The organism is Paenibacillus sp. JL3B1040, assembly GCF_057063165.1.
Genome location: NZ_CM169317.1, coordinates 1,985,025 through 2,003,027, shown reverse-complemented (window position 1 = coordinate 2,003,027; position 18,003 = coordinate 1,985,025). Strand labels below are relative to the sequence as shown.

The 18,003-nt window shown below is 54.2% G+C and carries 14 protein-coding genes and 1 tRNA gene; 2 read left to right on the top strand and 13 right to left on the bottom strand.

Translation table 11 applies throughout. The annotated features are described in order from the left end of the window. Window positions 1-261: 261 nt before the first annotated feature. Together ACZF99_RS08905 and ACZF99_RS08900 are read right to left on the bottom strand one after the other, a co-directional pair. Window positions 262-346, bottom strand: a tRNA-Leu gene (locus ACZF99_RS08905). Between the two features lie 61 nt (window positions 347-407). Next, the gene (locus ACZF99_RS08900; protein ID WP_483610944.1) at window positions 408-530 is read right to left on the bottom strand and encodes a hypothetical protein; all 123 of its coding nucleotides are present in this window, start codon (window positions 528-530) and stop codon (window positions 408-410) included. Between the two features lie 230 nt (window positions 531-760). On the opposite strand from ACZF99_RS08900, the gene ACZF99_RS08895 reads away from it, so the two are divergent. Beyond that, window positions 761-1,543: a glycosyltransferase gene (locus ACZF99_RS08895; protein WP_483610942.1), complete on the top strand. Its 783-nt coding sequence runs from the start codon at window positions 761-763 to the stop codon at window positions 1,541-1,543. Between the two features lie 12 nt (window positions 1,544-1,555). Here the strand turns inward: ACZF99_RS08895 and ACZF99_RS08890 are convergent, their stop codons facing one another. The 6 genes from ACZF99_RS08890 to ACZF99_RS08865 form a co-directional block, all read right to left on the bottom strand. After that, window positions 1,556-2,929 (bottom strand): glycoside hydrolase family 28 protein, encoded by a 1,374-nt coding sequence (locus ACZF99_RS08890; protein ID WP_483610940.1) that lies wholly within the window; start codon window positions 2,927-2,929, stop codon window positions 1,556-1,558. Further along, window positions 2,916-4,043 carry a glycoside hydrolase family 88/105 protein gene (locus ACZF99_RS08885; protein ID WP_483610938.1) on the bottom strand — a complete coding sequence of 376 codons (1,128 nt, stop codon included), beginning with the start codon at window positions 4,041-4,043 and terminating at the stop codon, window positions 2,916-2,918. The genes ACZF99_RS08890 and ACZF99_RS08885 overlap by 14 nt, the downstream gene beginning before the upstream one ends. Window positions 4,044-4,099: 56 nt before the next feature. Continuing rightward, window positions 4,100-4,975, bottom strand: a complete 876-nt coding sequence (locus tag ACZF99_RS08880; protein WP_483610936.1) for a carbohydrate ABC transporter permease — start codon at window positions 4,973-4,975, stop codon at window positions 4,100-4,102. Then, the gene (locus ACZF99_RS08875; RefSeq protein ID WP_483610934.1) at window positions 4,975-5,943 is read right to left on the bottom strand and encodes an ABC transporter permease; all 969 of its coding nucleotides are present in this window, start codon (window positions 5,941-5,943) and stop codon (window positions 4,975-4,977) included. Before ACZF99_RS08875 ends, ACZF99_RS08880 begins: the two co-directional genes overlap by 1 nt. A gap of 15 nt (window positions 5,944-5,958) precedes the next feature. Further along, window positions 5,959-7,512: an extracellular solute-binding protein gene (locus ACZF99_RS08870; protein ID WP_483610932.1), complete on the bottom strand. Its 1,554-nt coding sequence runs from the start codon at window positions 7,510-7,512 to the stop codon at window positions 5,959-5,961. 118 nt (window positions 7,513-7,630) lie between these two features. After that, on the bottom strand, window positions 7,631-9,139 hold the full coding sequence (locus ACZF99_RS08865) for an extracellular solute-binding protein (protein WP_483610930.1): 1,509 nt from the start codon (window positions 9,137-9,139) through the stop codon (window positions 7,631-7,633). Window positions 9,140-9,314: 175 nt separating this feature from the next. Here ACZF99_RS08865 and ACZF99_RS08860 point away from each other — a divergent pair, with 175 nt between their 5' ends. Beyond that, window positions 9,315-11,627 (top strand): helix-turn-helix domain-containing protein, encoded by a 2,313-nt coding sequence (locus ACZF99_RS08860; protein ID WP_483610928.1) that lies wholly within the window; start codon window positions 9,315-9,317, stop codon window positions 11,625-11,627. Between the two features lie 207 nt (window positions 11,628-11,834). Here ACZF99_RS08860 and ACZF99_RS08855 read toward each other — a convergent pair whose 3' ends face one another. From ACZF99_RS08855 to ACZF99_RS08835, 5 genes are all read right to left on the bottom strand, one after another. After that, on the bottom strand, window positions 11,835-13,451 hold the full coding sequence (locus tag ACZF99_RS08855; protein ID WP_483610926.1) for a glycoside hydrolase family 43 protein: 1,617 nt from the start codon (window positions 13,449-13,451) through the stop codon (window positions 11,835-11,837). 18 nt (window positions 13,452-13,469) lie between these two features. Further along, complete coding sequence (locus tag ACZF99_RS08850; protein ID WP_483610924.1) at window positions 13,470-14,624, bottom strand: glycoside hydrolase family 88 protein; 1,155 nt, start codon at window positions 14,622-14,624, stop codon at window positions 13,470-13,472. An 81-nt stretch (window positions 14,625-14,705) separates the two neighbouring features. Beyond that, window positions 14,706-15,542, bottom strand: a complete 837-nt coding sequence (locus ACZF99_RS08845) for a carbohydrate ABC transporter permease (protein ID WP_483610922.1) — start codon at window positions 15,540-15,542, stop codon at window positions 14,706-14,708. Further along, window positions 15,542-16,468: a carbohydrate ABC transporter permease gene (locus tag ACZF99_RS08840; protein WP_483610920.1), complete on the bottom strand. Its 927-nt coding sequence runs from the start codon at window positions 16,466-16,468 to the stop codon at window positions 15,542-15,544. The genes ACZF99_RS08845 and ACZF99_RS08840 overlap by 1 nt, the downstream gene beginning before the upstream one ends. A 78-nt stretch (window positions 16,469-16,546) precedes the next feature. Beyond that, window positions 16,547-17,893, bottom strand: a complete 1,347-nt coding sequence (locus ACZF99_RS08835) for an ABC transporter substrate-binding protein (protein ID WP_483610918.1) — start codon at window positions 17,891-17,893, stop codon at window positions 16,547-16,549. Window positions 17,894-18,003: the final 110 nt, after the last annotated feature.

Genomic DNA, 18,003 nt, shown 5'->3' with positions numbered 1-18,003 from the left:
ATAATTTTTATCAAGTCGATAGGTTTACTGCCCGCGGCCGTTGGTGATCGTATTTTACCGTTCAGTTGTTTTTGAAATGATTGCGAATTGTTTATGTTTTATTAATAATGAATTAGGTGCCGATCTCATTGGCTGTCAACCAGACATAAAAACACGCCCTTGAAATTAGCTGGTTCTCTGAAAAAACCCATGAAAAAAGGGCTTCCACTTTTTACAGTGAAAGCCCTTGAAAGGTGCGGATTTACTGGCTTAAATCTATAATGCGGTCGAGAGGACTCGAACCTCCACGGGGGGTTAGCCCACACGGACCTGAACCGTGCGCGTCTGCCAATTCCGCCACGACCGCTTAGCATCGGGTATCCGCGAAAAGTTATAAGCTTTTTTTCGCAGCGACAAGATATAAAATATCATGCGCCGCGAAAAGAGTCAACCCCCGCAAGCAGAATTTCCTCCCCGACATCGTTCGCGATTCTTGTTCCATCCGCGCGCAAAAATCCTTTCACCCGCGATCGATCCGTTTTATCGTGCATCGTTAGTCTCCTCCCGCTGTTTCGGTTTTGTCGCAACTATTGGTTTCGAAACTGAGCCGTCCGATATTTGCGACCTTGACCCGAAAATCGCGGCCATTCAAGGCAAGCCTCTTCAAATGCGGAATTCCCCTTCGTCTACCAAAACGTCCATGCCGAAACAACAGGCTAGCATAAACTGCTAGAGAAGCTTGAATCGCAACGCCGCATGGAATAGAGGAGGTTGATCCATTATGCCGGAAGACTTACGAAATCGTGTAAAACTGATGATCGAGATTCACTTTAACGATTGGGGCGGAACGCCGGACCGTTTAACCCAAACGTGGATCGAAAACAGGCTGGCCCTGTTCATGACGTACACGCGAAAAAGTTTGCAGCTGCAAACCTCTCAGGATTTCTCCTGTTACGTGCTGTACGATCCGGCGTCCGAACGAACGATCCGGGAGGCCCTGGGCCGTTACGCGCCGCTGCCGAATAACATTCGCTTTGTTGCCCCGAAGGCCTATCATGCCCATGTCGCGAAAGACATCGCCGGTTATCACCGCTTCTACCGCGTCTACCTCTCCAGCGACGATATGTACCATAAGGAGTTCATCCGAAAACTGCGGACATGGACGCCGAAAAAAGAGACGCTTGCGCTGGTGCCCCAATATGGCTATGTCTACGACTCCGTGCAGAACCGGCTCGGCAAGTTCTTTTTTTGGCTGCCGAGCTACGGCGTAACGATCCATGACGTCGGGAAATATTTGAAGGGCCAGGAGCCCAAGCTCACCTGGCGCGACGCCTTAAAGGTTCCTCACGAATTTATCCATCTCAAGGAACCGATTTGGATTAATCATATCCACGCTTACAATACGGGCATCTCCTTCGAAAAGGTTCGCTCATGGACGATCCGGGGCGTGCAAGACGCTTGCGACTTGGAACCCTGGACGAACAGCCGACAAATCAAAGCCTGTTTCGGCCCGGAAATCGCTGGTCCGAGCCAAATCAGACGGGTGTTGTCCGACTTTTTCTGACGGCCGCCCGGGTTATTCCGTTGGCTCCCCGTTGAAGCCTGGTTCAAAGGATGAAAGCGTCACCTGTTCTACCAATTTCTCCGGCTTGGCGGTATGCTTGGACCGGCAAGCCGTCAGCTCGACGTCCTCCCCGTTTTCGATGTAGAAGGCCGGCCCTTCGTGGTTTTCGATCGTCACCTGGCTGAACCGCACGTCCCGCACATTCCCCAAATAGAAGCCGCGCCGCGCCATATCCCGGATTCCGGCCATCATGGCCGGGCGGCCGGGAATCGCCTCCTTCGCCATGGAGATCTCGATATGATCGAAGGTGACTTCCGAAATGTACCGTTCCGCCAATCCGTACAGAAAACCGGCGGAGGCATGAACCTCGCGCGCCGTGATGTTGGAGAAATGAATGCGGCGGAAATGCGGGGTTTCCTCCGTGACGGGATAAGGACGTTTATCCCATACGTATTTCTCCTTGCCGCGCGGACCGCAGAAGTAATAGAGATTCATGATAAACGGACAAATCACGTTTTCCATCACGATGTTGCTGATGCGGACATTTTCGACGATCCCCCCGCGGCCCCGCCGGGATTTGAGCCGAATCCCGCGGTCCGTTTGTTGAAAGACGCAATTCGAGATCGTCACGTTCCGGACATTCCCGCTCATCTCGCTGCCGATGACGACGCCGCCATGGCCATGGATCATCGTGCAGTTCGTAATCGTAATGTTCTCGCAGGGAACCCGCTCCGCCGTCTCCTCCGTACCGGCCTTGATGGCGATGCAATCGTCCCCGACATCGATATGGCAGTTGCTGATCCGGACATTCAAGCACGATTCCGGGTTGATCCCATCCGTATTCGGCGAATCCGCCGGATTCAGGATCGATACGTTGTCGATTGTCACATCGCGGCAGCGAATCGGATTCACCGTCCAACCGGGAGAGTCGGCCAGCCTTAGATCCTGGATCGTCACCCTCCGGCAGCGGTCGAAACTAATCAGCTTCGGGCGCGGATAGTGCAGCTCCTCCGGACGGTTTCGATGCTTCTCCCACCAGGGCTGCCCGTTCCCGTTCAGGCAACCGCTCCCCGTAACGGATACATTTTCGAGCTCCTCCCCGTAAATACAGGAAGCATGAACCTCTCGTTGAACCCCTTCCCAGCGGGATATCACTATCGGATAATCGTCCGGGTTGGTGCTGAAGGACAACACCGCTCCGGGACTCAGCCTAAGCTCGATATGGCTCTTCAGGAAGATCGCGCCCGTCACGAACGTCCCGGCCGGCACGACCACTGTGCCTCCCCCGGCTTCGCTTGCCGCCGCGATCGCGGCGGCGATGGCGGCGGTTGCCGGCACCCCGCTATCCCGAATCGCGCCGTAATCGACGATATTATACATGCACATCGGCTTGATTCTCCGTTCTGCTGAGGAAATTTTCCATTTGCGTGCAGGCCATCACGAACGCGCCGACACCGTGCAGATCGTTGTTCACTTTAGGGCGCGCGGCGTAATGATCGTAATCGCCGGCAGACGTGCCGATACAGATATCCGGGACGACCAGCCGACCTTGCTCGTCCCACTCCGCGACCCGGGTCAGTCCTTCATATCCCCGGATCGCGGCCTGCCTTGCCGCCTTGCCGGCGATGCCGCACTGCACCGCCTTGGCCAACGTAAATACAAACAGGCAGGAGCCCGACGTTTCCAGCCAGTTGTCGGGCCGATCGCCTTTGTCGACGACCTGGTACCAGAGCCCGCTCTCCTTGTCCTGATAACGGATCAGCGCATCTACGAAACTCGACAAAGCGCCTGTCAGTTCCTCTCTCCCAGGCTCCTCCGCCGGCAGCAAATCCAGAAATTGAGACAACGCCAATCCGTACCAGCCGAGCGAGCGGCTCCAAAATTCCGGAGAACAGCCGGTCTCTGGATCGGCCCAAGGCATCCGCCGGCTTTCGTCCCAGGCATGGTACAGCAAGCCGGTATTTGCATCGCGCATGTATTTGCGCATCAGCTTCTCCTGACGCAGCACCTCTGCCCGAAGCTCCGGTTCTCCGAACGCATTGGCATATTTCAGCGAAAACACGCCCGCCATATACAACCCGTCCAGCCACATTTGATACGGATACTTATCTTTGTGCCAATACCCGCCCTCGGACGTACGGTTCAGCGTCAGCAGCAGGTTTCTCAGCTTGCCCGCCGCAACGCGGTATTTGGCCGCCCCGGTCCGCTCATATAACGTGAACAGAAGCAAACCGGCCTGTACGGCATCCAGCTCATCGCGGGCGAAGACCAAATTGCCCTGCTCATCGACCAGATCATCGACGTATTGTTGGATGTACTTGATGTACTTCTCTTCCCGAACGGCTTCCCACAGCTGCTCCATGCCGCAGAGGAAAACGCCTTGATGATAATGCCAACGATGGGCGGGAGGCAAGCTTCCCGCGCGAGCGTAGATATCCATCAGCGAATCGCACGCCCTCCTCGCCCATTCGATCGGTCTATCCGGATATTGCATCGTCATTCCCAAGCTCCTTCCGATTCAAATTGGATGGCCGTTGACCGTAAGCGTAGCCGGGTTCAACCCTTCATCGACCCCAGCAAAGCCCCTTTGGCAAAATGCTTCTGGAGATACGGATAAACGAGCAAGATCGGCAGGGTAGCGACCACGATGACCGCCATCTTGATCGTCTGATCCGGCGGCGGCACGGTCCCGTCCAGCTCGGTGCCGTGGTCCAGCCCGCTCGCCAGCACGACGATTTGCCGCAGCAGCACCTGGATCGGCCACTTCGCGCTGTCGTTGAGATACAAAATGGCCGACATATACGTGTTCCAGTACGTTACCGCATAGAACAGCGAGATCGTAGCGATCGCGGGCATCGACAGCGGCAGCACGATTTTGAACAGGATGCCGAAATCGTTGCAGCCATCGATTCGTGCGGATTCCTCCAGCCCCTCCGGAATGTTCTGAAAGAAGTTCTTAAGAATGATCATATTAAACGCACTGATCGAAGAAGGAATGATCAGGGAGGCGTACGTATCGATCATTCCCAGCTCCTTGACAACCAGAAAAGTCGGAATCAGCCCCCCGTTAAACAACATCGTGAAGACGACCAGAAAATTGATCGTTCTCCGGCCATCGAGGTCTTTGCGGGCCAGCCCGTAAGCCATCAGCGCCGTCAGCAGCATGCTGAACAGCGTGCCGATCAGCGTCACGCCGACCGAGACGCCCATCGCCTTAAAGATCGTATTCGTCGAGAAAATGAATCTGTAGGCTTCCAGACTCCATACCTTAGGAATCAGCACGAATTTATTGGCGGCCAGCTCGGCGTTCGTCGTAAACGAACCGGCCACGACATGCACGAAAGGCAGCACCGTAATCAGCGCTATGATGGCCAGCAGCGTAAAATTAATGGCAGCGTAAATCCTACCGCTGACAGATCGGTCCTCCACCATCAGTAAACGCCCTCCTCCCCGATTTTCTTGGATAGCTTATTCACGAGCATCACCAGGATCAGGCCAATGACGGACTTGAAGAAGCCAATCGCCGTGCTGTAGCTGTATTGCCCCTGCCGCAGCCCCGCGGTGTATACATACGTGTCGATGATCTCCGCGACCTGCCGGTTCATGGAGTTCAGCAGCAGATAGACGTGCTCGAAGCCCAGATCCAACACATGCCCGATTTTCAAAATAAACAGCGTAATAATCACGCCCCGGATCGACGGAAGCGTAATATGCCAGATCTGGCGCATCCGCCCGGCTCCATCCATCCGCGCCGCTTCGTACAATCCCGGATCGATGGCCGCCATGCCCGCCAGGTAAATAATCGTCCCCCAGCCGGCCTCCCGCCAGATGACCTGAAGGATATACATCGGCCGGAACCAATCGGGATTCAACAGAAAATTGATTTTCTCGAACCCGAAATACACCAGCAGCTCGTTGATGATCCCGCCGTCCATCGTCACCATGACGTAAGTAATCGACACGATGATGACCCAGGACATAAAGTGCGGCAAATAGACGAACGTCTGGAACAGCCTTTTGAAGAAATTCCCCCTCAGTTCGTTCAACATCAGCGCCAGAATGATCGGCACCGGAAAATAGATAAACAGGTTCAGCGCAAACAAAATGACCGTGTTTTTCAAAATGACCATAAAATCCGGCTCGGCAAACAGCCGTCTGAAATGCTCCAATCCGACCCAGTCGCTGCCCGTGATTCCGTTATACGGCTTGTAATCCTGAAAGGATATGATCAGCCCGTACATCGGCAAATATTTGAAGATGATAAAATACAGCACGCCCGGCAGCAGCATGACGTACAGCCATTTATTTCTCCACAGCCGCTTGCGGAGGTGTCCCGTCTTCGTGCGTCTTCCGGGCGGAATCGTCGGCTTGACGGAGGACGGAGCGGTTGCTTCTTGCATACGTATCTTCCTCTCTTATCTCGCCGCGTTATATTCCTCGATAATCTTCGAGCCGCCCCGGCTCTTCCACTGCTCGACCGCCTTCTCGAAGCCGGCCTTGTCGATTTGGCCGTAGATGTATTGATAAGTGGCATCCGTAATCAGCTGCTGCAGCTCCACGCCCTTGTCCGTATAGGTTTGCGAATCCAGGGCCGCGGTCGGATCGGGAACGCCCACCTTGACGTTTTCCTTGATTAATTCTTCGGCATGGATTCGACCCGGCAGCGTGTTGTAGCTTTCGTACATGCCGTTCGTTTCGGGTTCGCCGATGACGCTGTCTTTGAACGGCTTCACTTCGCGTTCGATCAATTCCTTGTCGTCCGCGACCTTGGCTTTGCCTTCCACAACGGTATAGTGCGTGCCCTCAATGCCCCAATACATCAAATTGGCCACTTCCGGCGTCATCATCTTGTCAAAGAACGCGAGAATCTTCTTAAGCTCCGCTTCATCCTTGACCGCCGATTTCGGGAACAGGACGATATTGTTGTACCCCGGAATCATCCATTGGGCGAATTTCCCGTCCGGACCGGCAACCATGCTGTGCGTATCGACCACGGCGTCCGGCACGTTCTTGATCAGATCTTTATGGAGCGAATCGATATCCTGCATGGACCCGCCGATATAGAGTCCGGCTTTCCCGCTCGTGAACATATTGACGGCATCGGTTTTGCTTGTCGCCGCAAAATCTTGGTTCATATAACCGTTATCCCGCAGCTTCTTGAAGAAATCCATCGTATCGATATATTGCGGGAACATGAATTCCGGCAGAAGCTGGCCGTCCTTCTCGCCCCAGTTGTTCGGCGTGCCGAACCAGGCCGAAACCGTCTTGAACGCGCCGTAGACCAGCTCGTTCCGGTCGGCGATCCCCGTCGTATCCTTCTGGCCGTTGCCGTCCGGATCTTTCTCCGTAAACGCCTTGGCCATTTCAAACAATTCGTCCACATTGGCCGGTGCGGATAGTCCTAACTTGTCCGCCCAATCCTTGCGGTAAATGATGCCCTGGCGCGCCAACGGCCTGCCGATATAGAGGGAGTACAGCTTGCCGTCCACCTTCGTGTTGCCTAGAATTTCCGGCTTCAACTTATTTAGGTTCGGGAACTCGCTCAAATAAGGACCGATCTCCCAAAACTGCCCGTCCTTGATCGCTTCCTTCATCTGAATGAACGTGGTCTGGTTTTTGAGGTAAGTGACTTGGGGCAGCGAGCTTGTGGCAAACGCGGTGTTCAGCTTCTCTTCATACGTGTCCGCCGGGAAAAACTGATAGGTCAGCTTCGTGTTCGTCAGCTTCTCCAGCTCGGTCTTGATCGTGTCCGGCGGCGTCTCCGACGTATTTAGCGGCAGCATGACCGTGATTTCCGTCGGTTTCTCCGACTCTGCGGGTGCGTTCCCGCCATTGTCCGCGGTGGACGCGGCAGGATCAGTCGCCGCCGGGCTGACGTCCCCCTTGTTGTTAGCGCTTCCACAACCGGCCAGTACAACGCTAAGCGATAACAGTGCGGTCAGGATGAGGATGAATGACTTTTTTTTCATACCTTTGGACCTCCCATGGTTAGGATAGCTTACCCTTCCAAGGTACCGTCATCGCGGCATAACGGAAACAATCATTTCCTCATAACGGCAGTGTGACGCGTTGAACCTGATCAAATGATTATGGGTGTGATAACGCGGCCTCGAATTCGCGGATCACGGCCTGGCCCCCGCTTCGTTTCCACCGTTCAATCTCCTGCTGAAAGCCCTCGACGTCGATGAACCCCAGGATGTAATTGTATGTGGCATCGCCGATGATCGTCGACAGCTCCGCGCTCTTCTCGTCATAGGTCGGCGAACTGAGACCAACCGTCGGATCGTCAACCAGGAAGGCTTCGTTGTCTTGACTAAGCTGTTCGGCGATTTGGGTCAGATGCTCTTTTTGCGCGACTTCCATCAGATTGGGGTTGCCGATATCGGCAATCATCAGCGAATATAGAGGATTCACCTCATTGACCCGCAGCTGCGAAGTTTCCTCCGGCAGAATGACCTTCCCGTTTTCCGTCTTATAGTGTCTTCCCTCCAAGCCGTACATCATTAAATTGGCGACATCTTTATCCATCGTCCGGTCGAAGAAGCCAAGCGCGTCCTTCAGCTCCTGCTCCGTCGGAATCATCTTCTTGGAAAACAAATACAGGCCGTTAAAGTTTGGAATCGACCATACCTTGTATCCGTACGGGCCTTTGATGCGGTTAACGAGGGTGAATTCGGCGGCCGGGTTGATCGCCCGAGCTTCAATGGAGAGGCGTTGCACATCGGTCATGCTTCCGATCAATACGCCCGCCTCGCCGCGAATGAACCGGTCTCGCTGCACCTCTTTGCTTGTGAGCGGAAAGTCCGGGTTGATCAGCTTCTCGTCGTACAGCCGCTTCACATAATTCATCGTATTCATGTATTCGTCCGTCATAAATTCCGGAATGACCCGGCCGTCCTCGATCTTCCAATTGTTCGGCGTTCCGAAATACGAACTTAACGTCTTAAAAATGCCGTACACCAGATCGTTCCGATCCACGACGCCAAGCGTGTCCGGTTTGCCGTTGCCGTCCGGATCGCCATAGGTAAACTGCCGCAGCACTTCATAAAGCTCGTCCAGCGTCTGCGGCTTCTCCAAGCCGAGACGGTCCAGCCAATCCTGACGCAAAATCATTCCCTGACGCGAAGAAGGACGCTCGGTATACAAGCCGTAAATCTTTCCGTCAACGGCAGCCTGATCCAAGATTTCCGCGTCCAGCTTGCTCAGATTCGAAAACTCGGCTAAATAAGGCCCGATTTCCCAGAAAACGTCCGAGCGAATCGCGTTCTTGACCAGGTGGTAATCGGAAAACTTCACGAAGCTGACCTTAGCTAGGGAATTCGTGGTTAGCCCGGTCATCATTTTATCGGTGTATACTCCCTCCGGCACCCACCTAAGATCCAACCGAACGCCGGTCAGCTCCTCAATCTTCGCCATAAGCTCCTTGGACGGCGGCTGCGGAAAATGAAGCGGCGCCAAAATCGATAAATACGGCAGGTCCTCGCCGGCGGCCTTGAGTTTCGTTTCCCGGCTCATGCAGCCGCACAGCAAGGAAATGACGATCAGGAGAAGGACAAGCGCGGATAAATTGCGGGTACCGCTTTTGGTTCTGAACATTGGTCTAAGCCCCCCAAATCGAAGATGATACAAAATGATTATTGCCTCACAAGATGATTATTGCTATTATTTTACAGACGTCTTACACTTGAAAAGAACGACTTCTCATCGAACTTCTCATCGATAAGGTCAGGTGCTGATATTGGTGAAACCCTTAAGTTTCTTAAGCAAACTGATGATTTTTACGATCGTCGTGAGTACGCTGCCCGTTCTGTTCATCGGTAGTTACTCCTATCTGACTTCGACTCGGGAAATCCAAAAAAATGTCAATCGAAGCAAAATTGAGCTGATTTCTCAAATTAACTCAAATGTAGAACGTAAGTTGACGACTGTCAACCAAACCTTAAACCAAGTGGTCAATTCGACCGTACTGAAAAAAGCTCTTCAAAACCCGTTGAATGAAAGCGATTTCAAATTGTATAACGACCTGCGCAACGAAATCCGAAACATGCAGTCCTTCGATACGAAGCTGGAGGATGTCGTATTGATCAACCTGGAGCAGAACTGGATGGTGAAGAACTCGGGTTTGTACCGGATGAGCGAATATAAGGATCGCGAGGGGCTCGAACGGCTGATGGACACGCCCGACGATACCTCCTGGATCTTAACCCCGTCCTCCTGGTTTTACAGCGAGGAAAACGCCGATTCGGCACCGTGCAATTACAGCATCAGCCTGATCAAGAAGCTGCCTGTCGCCGGTTTGCACAAATACGGACTGGCGCTGGCCAATATTCCCGCCTGCAGCCTGCAGGACGTGGTGGCGATCGACAGCGAGTCGCCGGACAACGTGATCGTCGTTAACGAAAGCCGGCAAATTCTGATGCACCCCGATCCGACGCTCATCGGCCGGCAGTTGGAGGAAACCGGATGGGAAGAAACGTCCCTCATCGCGGACGAGACGCAGCCCGCCGGGCAATTTCAGACGTACATCGGCAAGAAGGAATATGCCGTCACTTATTTTCGTTCCCAACTGAACGGATGGGTGTATCTCTCCATGACCTCCATGGGCAGTCTTACCCGGGAGGCAGGGAAAATCGGGCTTTACACGTTTTATGTCTGCCTGCTGATGCTGATCCTGTCGATCGGATTGGCCTGGTTTGGTTCGCGGCGGATGTACTCGCCGATCGAACGCCTTCTGCATCTGATCGGCCGGCGGAAAACCGATGTCCGCAGGGGGCATGCCGACGAATTCGAACTGATCGGCGAAGAGTACCACCGCCTGTTCCAATCCAAATCGCAGCTCGAAACGGAGGTCCGCCAGCATATTCGGCAGGTGCGAACCTTCTCCTTGATCGAAGCGTTCCAGGGTCGCTACACCAAACGCCAATTGCTCGAGAAGCTGGAGCAATACGGCTACAGCGAGCAAATCGAAACCTGGCAAACGATGGCGGTCTTCACCTTGGCCCTCGATTTCTCGGAGGATTCCGCTTACGTCAAGAAGGACCTCAACCTGCTTCTGTTCGCCGCGCAAAATATCATCGAAGAGCTGCTCAATCCCCAAAGCCGGTTCGCTCCGGTCGTCATGGACCAGACGATCGTGACGTTGATCGGAAGTCCGGACGGGGAGCCCGATTCTTTTCGCCAAGCCGTATATGCTTGGACCGAAAAGCTGCAGCTTGAAATTCATCAGTGTCTGAAGCTGCAGGCCAGCATCGGCTTAAGCCTGCCCTTCCAGTCCATCCCCAAGCTGTCCATCGCTTACCGCGAAGGGATCGAGGCGCTGAAATACCGGATCAAGCTGGGCACCGGGGTCATTATTCAATACGAGAACATCAACTCCGGCAAGCATGTGCTCAATGTGAACTACCCGACGCATAAAGAAAGCGAGCTGCTGGACGCAATCAAGCTGGCGGAGACGGAGAAAGCCAAGGAACTCACCGGCCGGCTGTTCGACTCCTTGTTCGGACAGGAGCTCTCGCCGCAAGAATATCAGCTTCCGCTGACCCGCCTGCTGAACAATTTGCTGGTGATGATGCAGGAAGCGGGGATCGCCTTGCATCAAATCCAGCCCGCCGGCGGCTCGTTGTTTGAAGAAATGCTGAGTCTGCACACCAGAGCCGAAATTGAAGATTGGTTCTGGACGACGGTCATTCACCCGATGATCCGCATTTTCAATAACCGGCAGAACGCCCAGTATCAGAATATCTCGGAGAAAATCATCGATTTGATCCAGCACGAATACGACGCCGAGTTGACCCTGGAAGCCTGCGCCGCCCGCCTTCATTACAATGCGAATTATATCAGCAGCATTTTCCGGAAGGAAACGGGATATTCGTTCAGCGAATACCTGACAATGTACCGGTTCAAGATGGCGAAGCAGTGGCTGCGCGACACGGAGATGCCCGTCAAAGAGATCGCCGCCAAGCTCGGGTACAACAACTCGCAGAACTTTATCCGTTCCTTCCGCAAGGTGGAGGGATTGACGCCGGGGCAATATCGGGAAACGGCTCCCGCACCAGTATCCGGGAAGGTTCGCGAGACCGTTTAAGAGTAAATCATGCATGTCGCTTGAACCTGCGGCAGACCATAGAGCAGATGCAAGGGATTATCTGCTTATGACGCAAGGATGTAGGCTGTAGACAACGAAAATGGAGGCCTTGTCATCCTGAATCAACTGGATACGATCCTATAAACCCTCAAGGCAATCGGAAAAGTTTATGAGCCGCCCTGGGTTCAACAACAGCTCGCAGTTACGTTATAGTAACTTGCGAGCTGTTGTTGCGTGTTCCAGGTATTCAAAGTAATCGAAATCCGCAGGCTTGCGGAAGCCGGTCAGGTCCTGGCAGCACAGGCCGACGAAGGCGCCCGTAAACCAGCCCTCGTCGCAGGCTTCGTCGGATAACGTGCTGGCGTCCAGAACCGGACCGAAGGTTCGGTACGCCCCTCCCCCTTCCGTGGAATATGAAAACTGAAGCTTGTCGTAATCCACCTCGGCGCGCAGCCAAATCCGCTCCGCTTCCGCCGGCAATGGAACGGATCCGGCAGGAGCCGCGTACACATTGTTGACGGCGGACAGGATGCTGATGCAGCGGCCCAGGTCTTCATCGTAGGTCACGTGCAAGTAGTAGTAATTATGCGTGTCGTAAAGGCAAATCAAACCGGCCAATTGCTTGAAGCTCGTCGGTTCGAATTCGAGGCAGGTGCTGGCCGTAAATTTAAACTCCTGCCACCGTCTGGCGACAAGGCTTTGCCTGTACTTCGAGCCGAGTCCTTCCCTTCCGTAAAGCCGAAGGTAACCTTTCCGCGCCGTCAGCGAATAGAACGTATCGTCGAGCGGCACGCGCAGCGACTGGAAGTGGATGTCCAACGTAGCGCCGTCAAAATCGTCCCGTACCGGCCGGTTCGAGAAGGGATGCGGCGGAAGATCGGGCGCTTCCACCTCCGCATCCGGCAGTACGGTGCCGTTCGCCAGGCGAAGCCAGCCGTCTTCGGTCCATTCCACCTTTTGGATCGCCGTTTCCCGGCCCAACGTATACTTTCGGTCGCCTTTCTCGGTCCGGTTTTCCAGCGCCCGTCCGCAAAGATGAACCATATACCACTCGCCGTTTTGCGTTTCGACCAGATCGCCGTGCCCCGCTTTTTGCAGCAGGAGATCGGGATGCTTCCTCGACGTCATTAACGAGTTGCCCGGATAGGCCTCGTAAGGGCCAAACAGATCCTTCGATCTGAGCATCGACTGCCCGTGTCCTTCCCCCGTCCCCGTATCCGCCGCAAACAAATAGTAATAACCGTTTCGCTTGTAAATATGCGGGCCTTCCAAATAAGTATCGCGGCTGGCATATATGGTCACGGGTTCGCCGACCAAACGCCGTTCCCGCTCGGAATATTCCTGAATGACCAGATGCCCTTTGTACCGTTTCGTTACCCGATGATCCGTAACCATGCTGACGACATATTTGCGTCCGTCGTCGTCATGGAACAGGGACGGATCAAACCCGTAGCTGTGCAGAAAAACCGGCTCCGACCATTCCCCGCGAATATCCGTCGCCGTCACCAAATAATTGGGCGTGTCGTACATTTTGACATAAAAGGAATTGACGACGGTGTAAAGCAAATAATAAACGCCCTCATGGTAAGTCAAACACGGGGCCCAAACTCCTTGCGACGACCCAATCCCCCTAAGGTCCAGTTGGGATACCCGGTTCAGCGGGCGGGTAATGAGCTTCCAATGAACCAAATCCCTGGAATGATGAATTTGGACGCCGGGAAACCATTCAAATGTGGAAGTGGCGATATAATAGTCGTCGCCCGCCCGAATGATGGACGGATCGGGATTAAAGCCTCTTAAGATCGGATTTTTGATCGAGTTCATCACCGGAATCTCCTTCTACTACCACAAATATAGATCGTTGCCCTTCAGCTTGAACAGGGCTTCGATAAAATAATAATCACCATAAATAATCGGGTGGTGATGCACCTTGGAATGATAGGCCCCCGTACCGTAAAGCAGGAAATGATCGGTATCCGTCGACCAATCAATTCTGGATTCATCCAGCGTCCTCAACATTTTCACCGCCGCCGCCGTATAAGATCGGCTTTCGTGTCCGCCTACGGCTTTGGCGATCTCGATCAGCCCGCAGGCCGCGATGGCCGCGGCCGTATCGTCCGCCAGTTTCGGCTCCTCCGGCTGCCGGAAATCGACCGGGATGATCCCGTCCTTCGGAATGTTCGCCATAAAATAATGCGCTACCCGCTTGGCCGTCTGCAAATACTCGTCTTTCCCGGTATGAATATAGCTCATCATAAACCCGTATAACGCCCAGGTCTGTCCGCGCGTCCAGGAGGAGCCTTCGCCGTAGCCCTGCCCGCCGTGCGTGCGAACCACGCCGCCGTTAACAGGATCGAATTCGACGATGTGGTTGACGGAGCCGTCGGGACGGACAAACGCCGACATGGCCGTGTCCGCATGCTTTATCGCGATTTGCTTGAATCGCGGGTCGCCCGTTTCTTCCGTAGCCCAGTACAGCAGAGGGATGTTGAGCATGCAGTCGATGATCGCCCAACCCCGCGTATCCCCATCCTTCAGGTCGTTCCAGGCACGAATGAAGCCTCCCGCCAAATTGAACCGACCGGCTAGCAGATTTGCAGCATGCAGCGCCCGCTTGCGGGATTCCGGATTCCCCGTCACCCGGTAATTCGCGACGCTGGTCGGCAGCCACATGAAACCAACGTCATGATGCAGGCCGTAAAATTCCTCGAAGCACCGGTCCAGCTTCGCTTCGGAGAGTTGCGCGATTTCTTTGTATTTTTCGTCACCGGTTTCATAGTGCATTAACCATAACATGCCGGCCCAGAAGCCGTTCGTCCACCAGTTGATGCCGTCCGTAACGTCCCCCGACGGATTCTCCGTCGCCCGGTCGTCATGGACGCCGTTTACGGTCGTATAAGGAATTTTGTTCCGTGAACGCTCGCTGACCGCGTCCATCTTCACCGTCACTTTGGCGATGACGTCATTCAGCCATTGCTGGTCTGTATCGTTTAACAAGGGAGGTTCCTGCCTTTCATCATGATTTTATCTATTGAAGGAACCTGCCGCGCCCTCGGCAGGCTGTTGCCGTCCACGCTCTTATCCTTTCGTCGCTCCCGCCGCGATCCCCTTGACGAAGTACTTTTGCAGGAAAATAAAGGCGATCAGCACGGGTACGACCGACATCGTCGTCCCGGCGAAAATCATGTCCCAACGGGAGGAGAACTCGCCGATGTAGCGGTAAATTTCCACGACCATCGTCTTCGGTTCGCCGGACGGCAGGACGAGCATCGGCAGCAGGAAGTCGTTCCAGATGCCCAGGCCGTTCAGGACGACCATGCTGGCCGTCACCGGGCCGAGCAGCGGGAACACGATGTTCCAGAAAATCCGCACCTTGGAGCAGCCGTCGATTTCCGCCGCTTCCTCGATTTCCGCCGGAATCCCCTTGACGAAGCTGGAATACAGCAAGCTGCCGAAGCCGACCGAACCGGCGATGTAAATCATGATCGGTCCCGCCAGGCTGCCGTAAAGCCCCAGCATCTTCAGCTCCTTGAACAGGGGGATCATGTAGGCCTGGAACGGAATCATCATTCCGGCGAGGAAATACAGGAAGACAAGTCTCGTCCATCCGGCGTTCCGGCGCTGAATGGCGTATCCGGCCATCGGGATGAACAGCACCTGGAACACGATCGACAAGGCCGTCAAAATCAAACTGTTTGCAATCGCCTGCGGGTAGTTCGTTTCGGTCAGCAGGTATTTAAAGCTTTCCAAATAAAGCGATGTCGGAAGAGCGACCGCGTCCCTCATGATTTCCGCATTGCTCTTAAAGGCGGACATGATATTAAAGAAGATCGGGAAGAAGAAAATTACCGCCAAGATGACCGTCACCAATAAAATCAAGAGATCTATCGCAAGTTTACGTGTTCGCAGCGACATTACATTTCGACCTCCCTTTTTTGGAGGATTTTCACCTGAAACACGGTGATGATCAAGATAATGAAAAACAACACCATCGCCAGCGCCGTCCCAAACCCTTGGCGCAGCTCGCCGAACCCGACCTTATAGATCAGATAGGTTAACGTTTCGGTTTCAAAACCGGGGCCGCCGTCCGTCATGACCGCGATCTGATCGAAAATTTTCAGCGCGCTGATCATCGACAAGACCATGCATACGGTCACCGATCCGGCCAGCAGCGGAAACGTAATATGCCGGAACTGCTGCCAGCCGTTCGCGCCGTCGATGCTGGCGGCTTCGTTCAATTCCTGCGGTATGCCCTGTAATCCGGCCAAATAAATGATCATATAATAACCGGCGCCTTTCCAAACCGTGGATAAAAGAATCGCCAGCATGGCGAAGCGCGGATCGCCGAGCCAGTCGACCGCAACGGCCCCAAGGCCGAGCTTGGCCAGCAGTTGATTGACGACGCCGAAGTTGTAATTCAGCATCATCGCCCAAACGAACCCCATGACGATGCCGCTAAGCAGTGTAGGGAAATAAAAGATGCTGCGAAATAAATTGCTCAGCCACCGTACTTTATCGACCAGCATGGCAAGCAAGATGGCAAACAAGTTCTCGAGAACGACAAGGCCAAGCGTTAAAATCAACGTGTTTTGCAGCGCGTTATGAACGCGCGGACTGTTCCAAATTTCCACGAAATTGGCAAGCCCAATAAAGCGCACGTCGGCGCTGATGCCGTCCCATGACGTGAAGCTGTAGTAGACGCTGCCGATTGTCGGAACGATCACGAACAGCGTATACAAAATAAAGGACGGCAAAATGAAAAACAGCGCATAAGACTGCCATTTTTTCTTCTTTTTCGCAGCAGCATGCGCATTTCCGGAATTGACGACAGATGCAGCCATGGTTGTCTCCCTCCTTCGGAACGCGTGAGATTAAAGAGGAACCCCCGAAGGAGGTTCCTGCGGTTTTGCCGGATTCCCTTACATCGCGTTGGCTTTAACTTCGTTGTCGTATTCCGTGTCCGCTTGCTTCATGTATTCCAAGACGTCCCCATCCTTGGCGACCAACTCCTGAAGCAGCTTGTAATACCAATTGCGGAACTGCGGAGGAATCTGGTTTTCGCCCCACCAGTTGTTGATCGCCAGCGATTTTTTGACATTCGGGTCGGCCATCAGATCGAGCGCCACCTTCATCTGCTCGCTGGACTCGTAGGAGACCGGCTCCTTGGTCGAAGGAATCGCGTTGATGCTGGCTAAGTACATCGAATAGTTTTCCGGCTCGAAGAAGTAGCGGATAAACTGCTTGATCGCCTCTACCTTGTCCGCGTCCTTGGACGCTTCCGTCGAAATGGACCAGCCGGCCGGGGACGGCAGACCGATGACGTTCACCTTGCCTTCCCGATCGGGAATGGCGTAGAAGCCGAATTCGAAGTTCGGGTCGGCTTCGGCGATTTGCGTGAACATCCACGTTCCGGAGTACAGCTGTGCCGCTTTTCCGGTGACGAGGAAGGAAGCCGTCTGATTGTCGCCCGTGCTGAGCCAGCCTTTATCGACGTAATTTTGGAACAGTTCTTTGTAATCCGTCATCGCCTGCACGACGTTGGCGTCGGTGAAGCTCACCTGTTTGGCCGTGCGTTTCGAGTTCCAATCCGGATCGTTGGCGTATACCTGGTCGATCAGGAATTTGTTGACCCAAAAGCCCATATGGAAAATATCTTTGCCGCCGACCACGATCGGCGAGATGCCGCTGGCCTTCAGCTTTTCCTGGATTTCGATGAATTCGTCGTACGTTTTCGGCAGCTCGGTGATTCCCGCTTCTTCATACGCTTTCTTGCTGTAAATGATCCCCTGCGGCGAGTTCACCTGCATCGGCGCGTTCCATACCTTGCCGTCCACCTTAGGCGGGTCGCTGAACAACTCCAGCAGATCGGACGGCAGCTCGACGATTTTGCCCGCGTCGGCGAACACTTCCGTATCGCGCATTTCCACCAGGTCCGGGAATTCGCCGACCGCGTCCTTCGTTTTCAGCCAGTCCAGATAAGCCGCGGACGACGTTTCGCTGATATCTTTGATTTTGATATGCGGGTTCGCCTCCATAAACCGTTGCACCGTATCGGCGATCGCCTTTTTCGTGGCGGGATCGCCGGTAGCGTAGCCGATCGTAAAGCCGACCTCTTTCGGAGCATCTCCCCCGGCGGCGTTTCCATTGCCTCCGGATGAAGGCGTTGTCGCCGCGCTTCCGTTGGAGTTGCCTCCGCCGCAAGCGCTCAGCACCATGGATGCCGCCAAAACCACGGCGGAAAGTTTTAACCATCTCGTCTTCGTCATCTTTTGGGTAACCTCCCTTTGTTTCTGCAAACCGGAAACGAAACAACGATGTGCGCATCACCGCTTTGAAACCGTTTCCCTGGTTCAAGCATAACATTTGCCTGATCGCG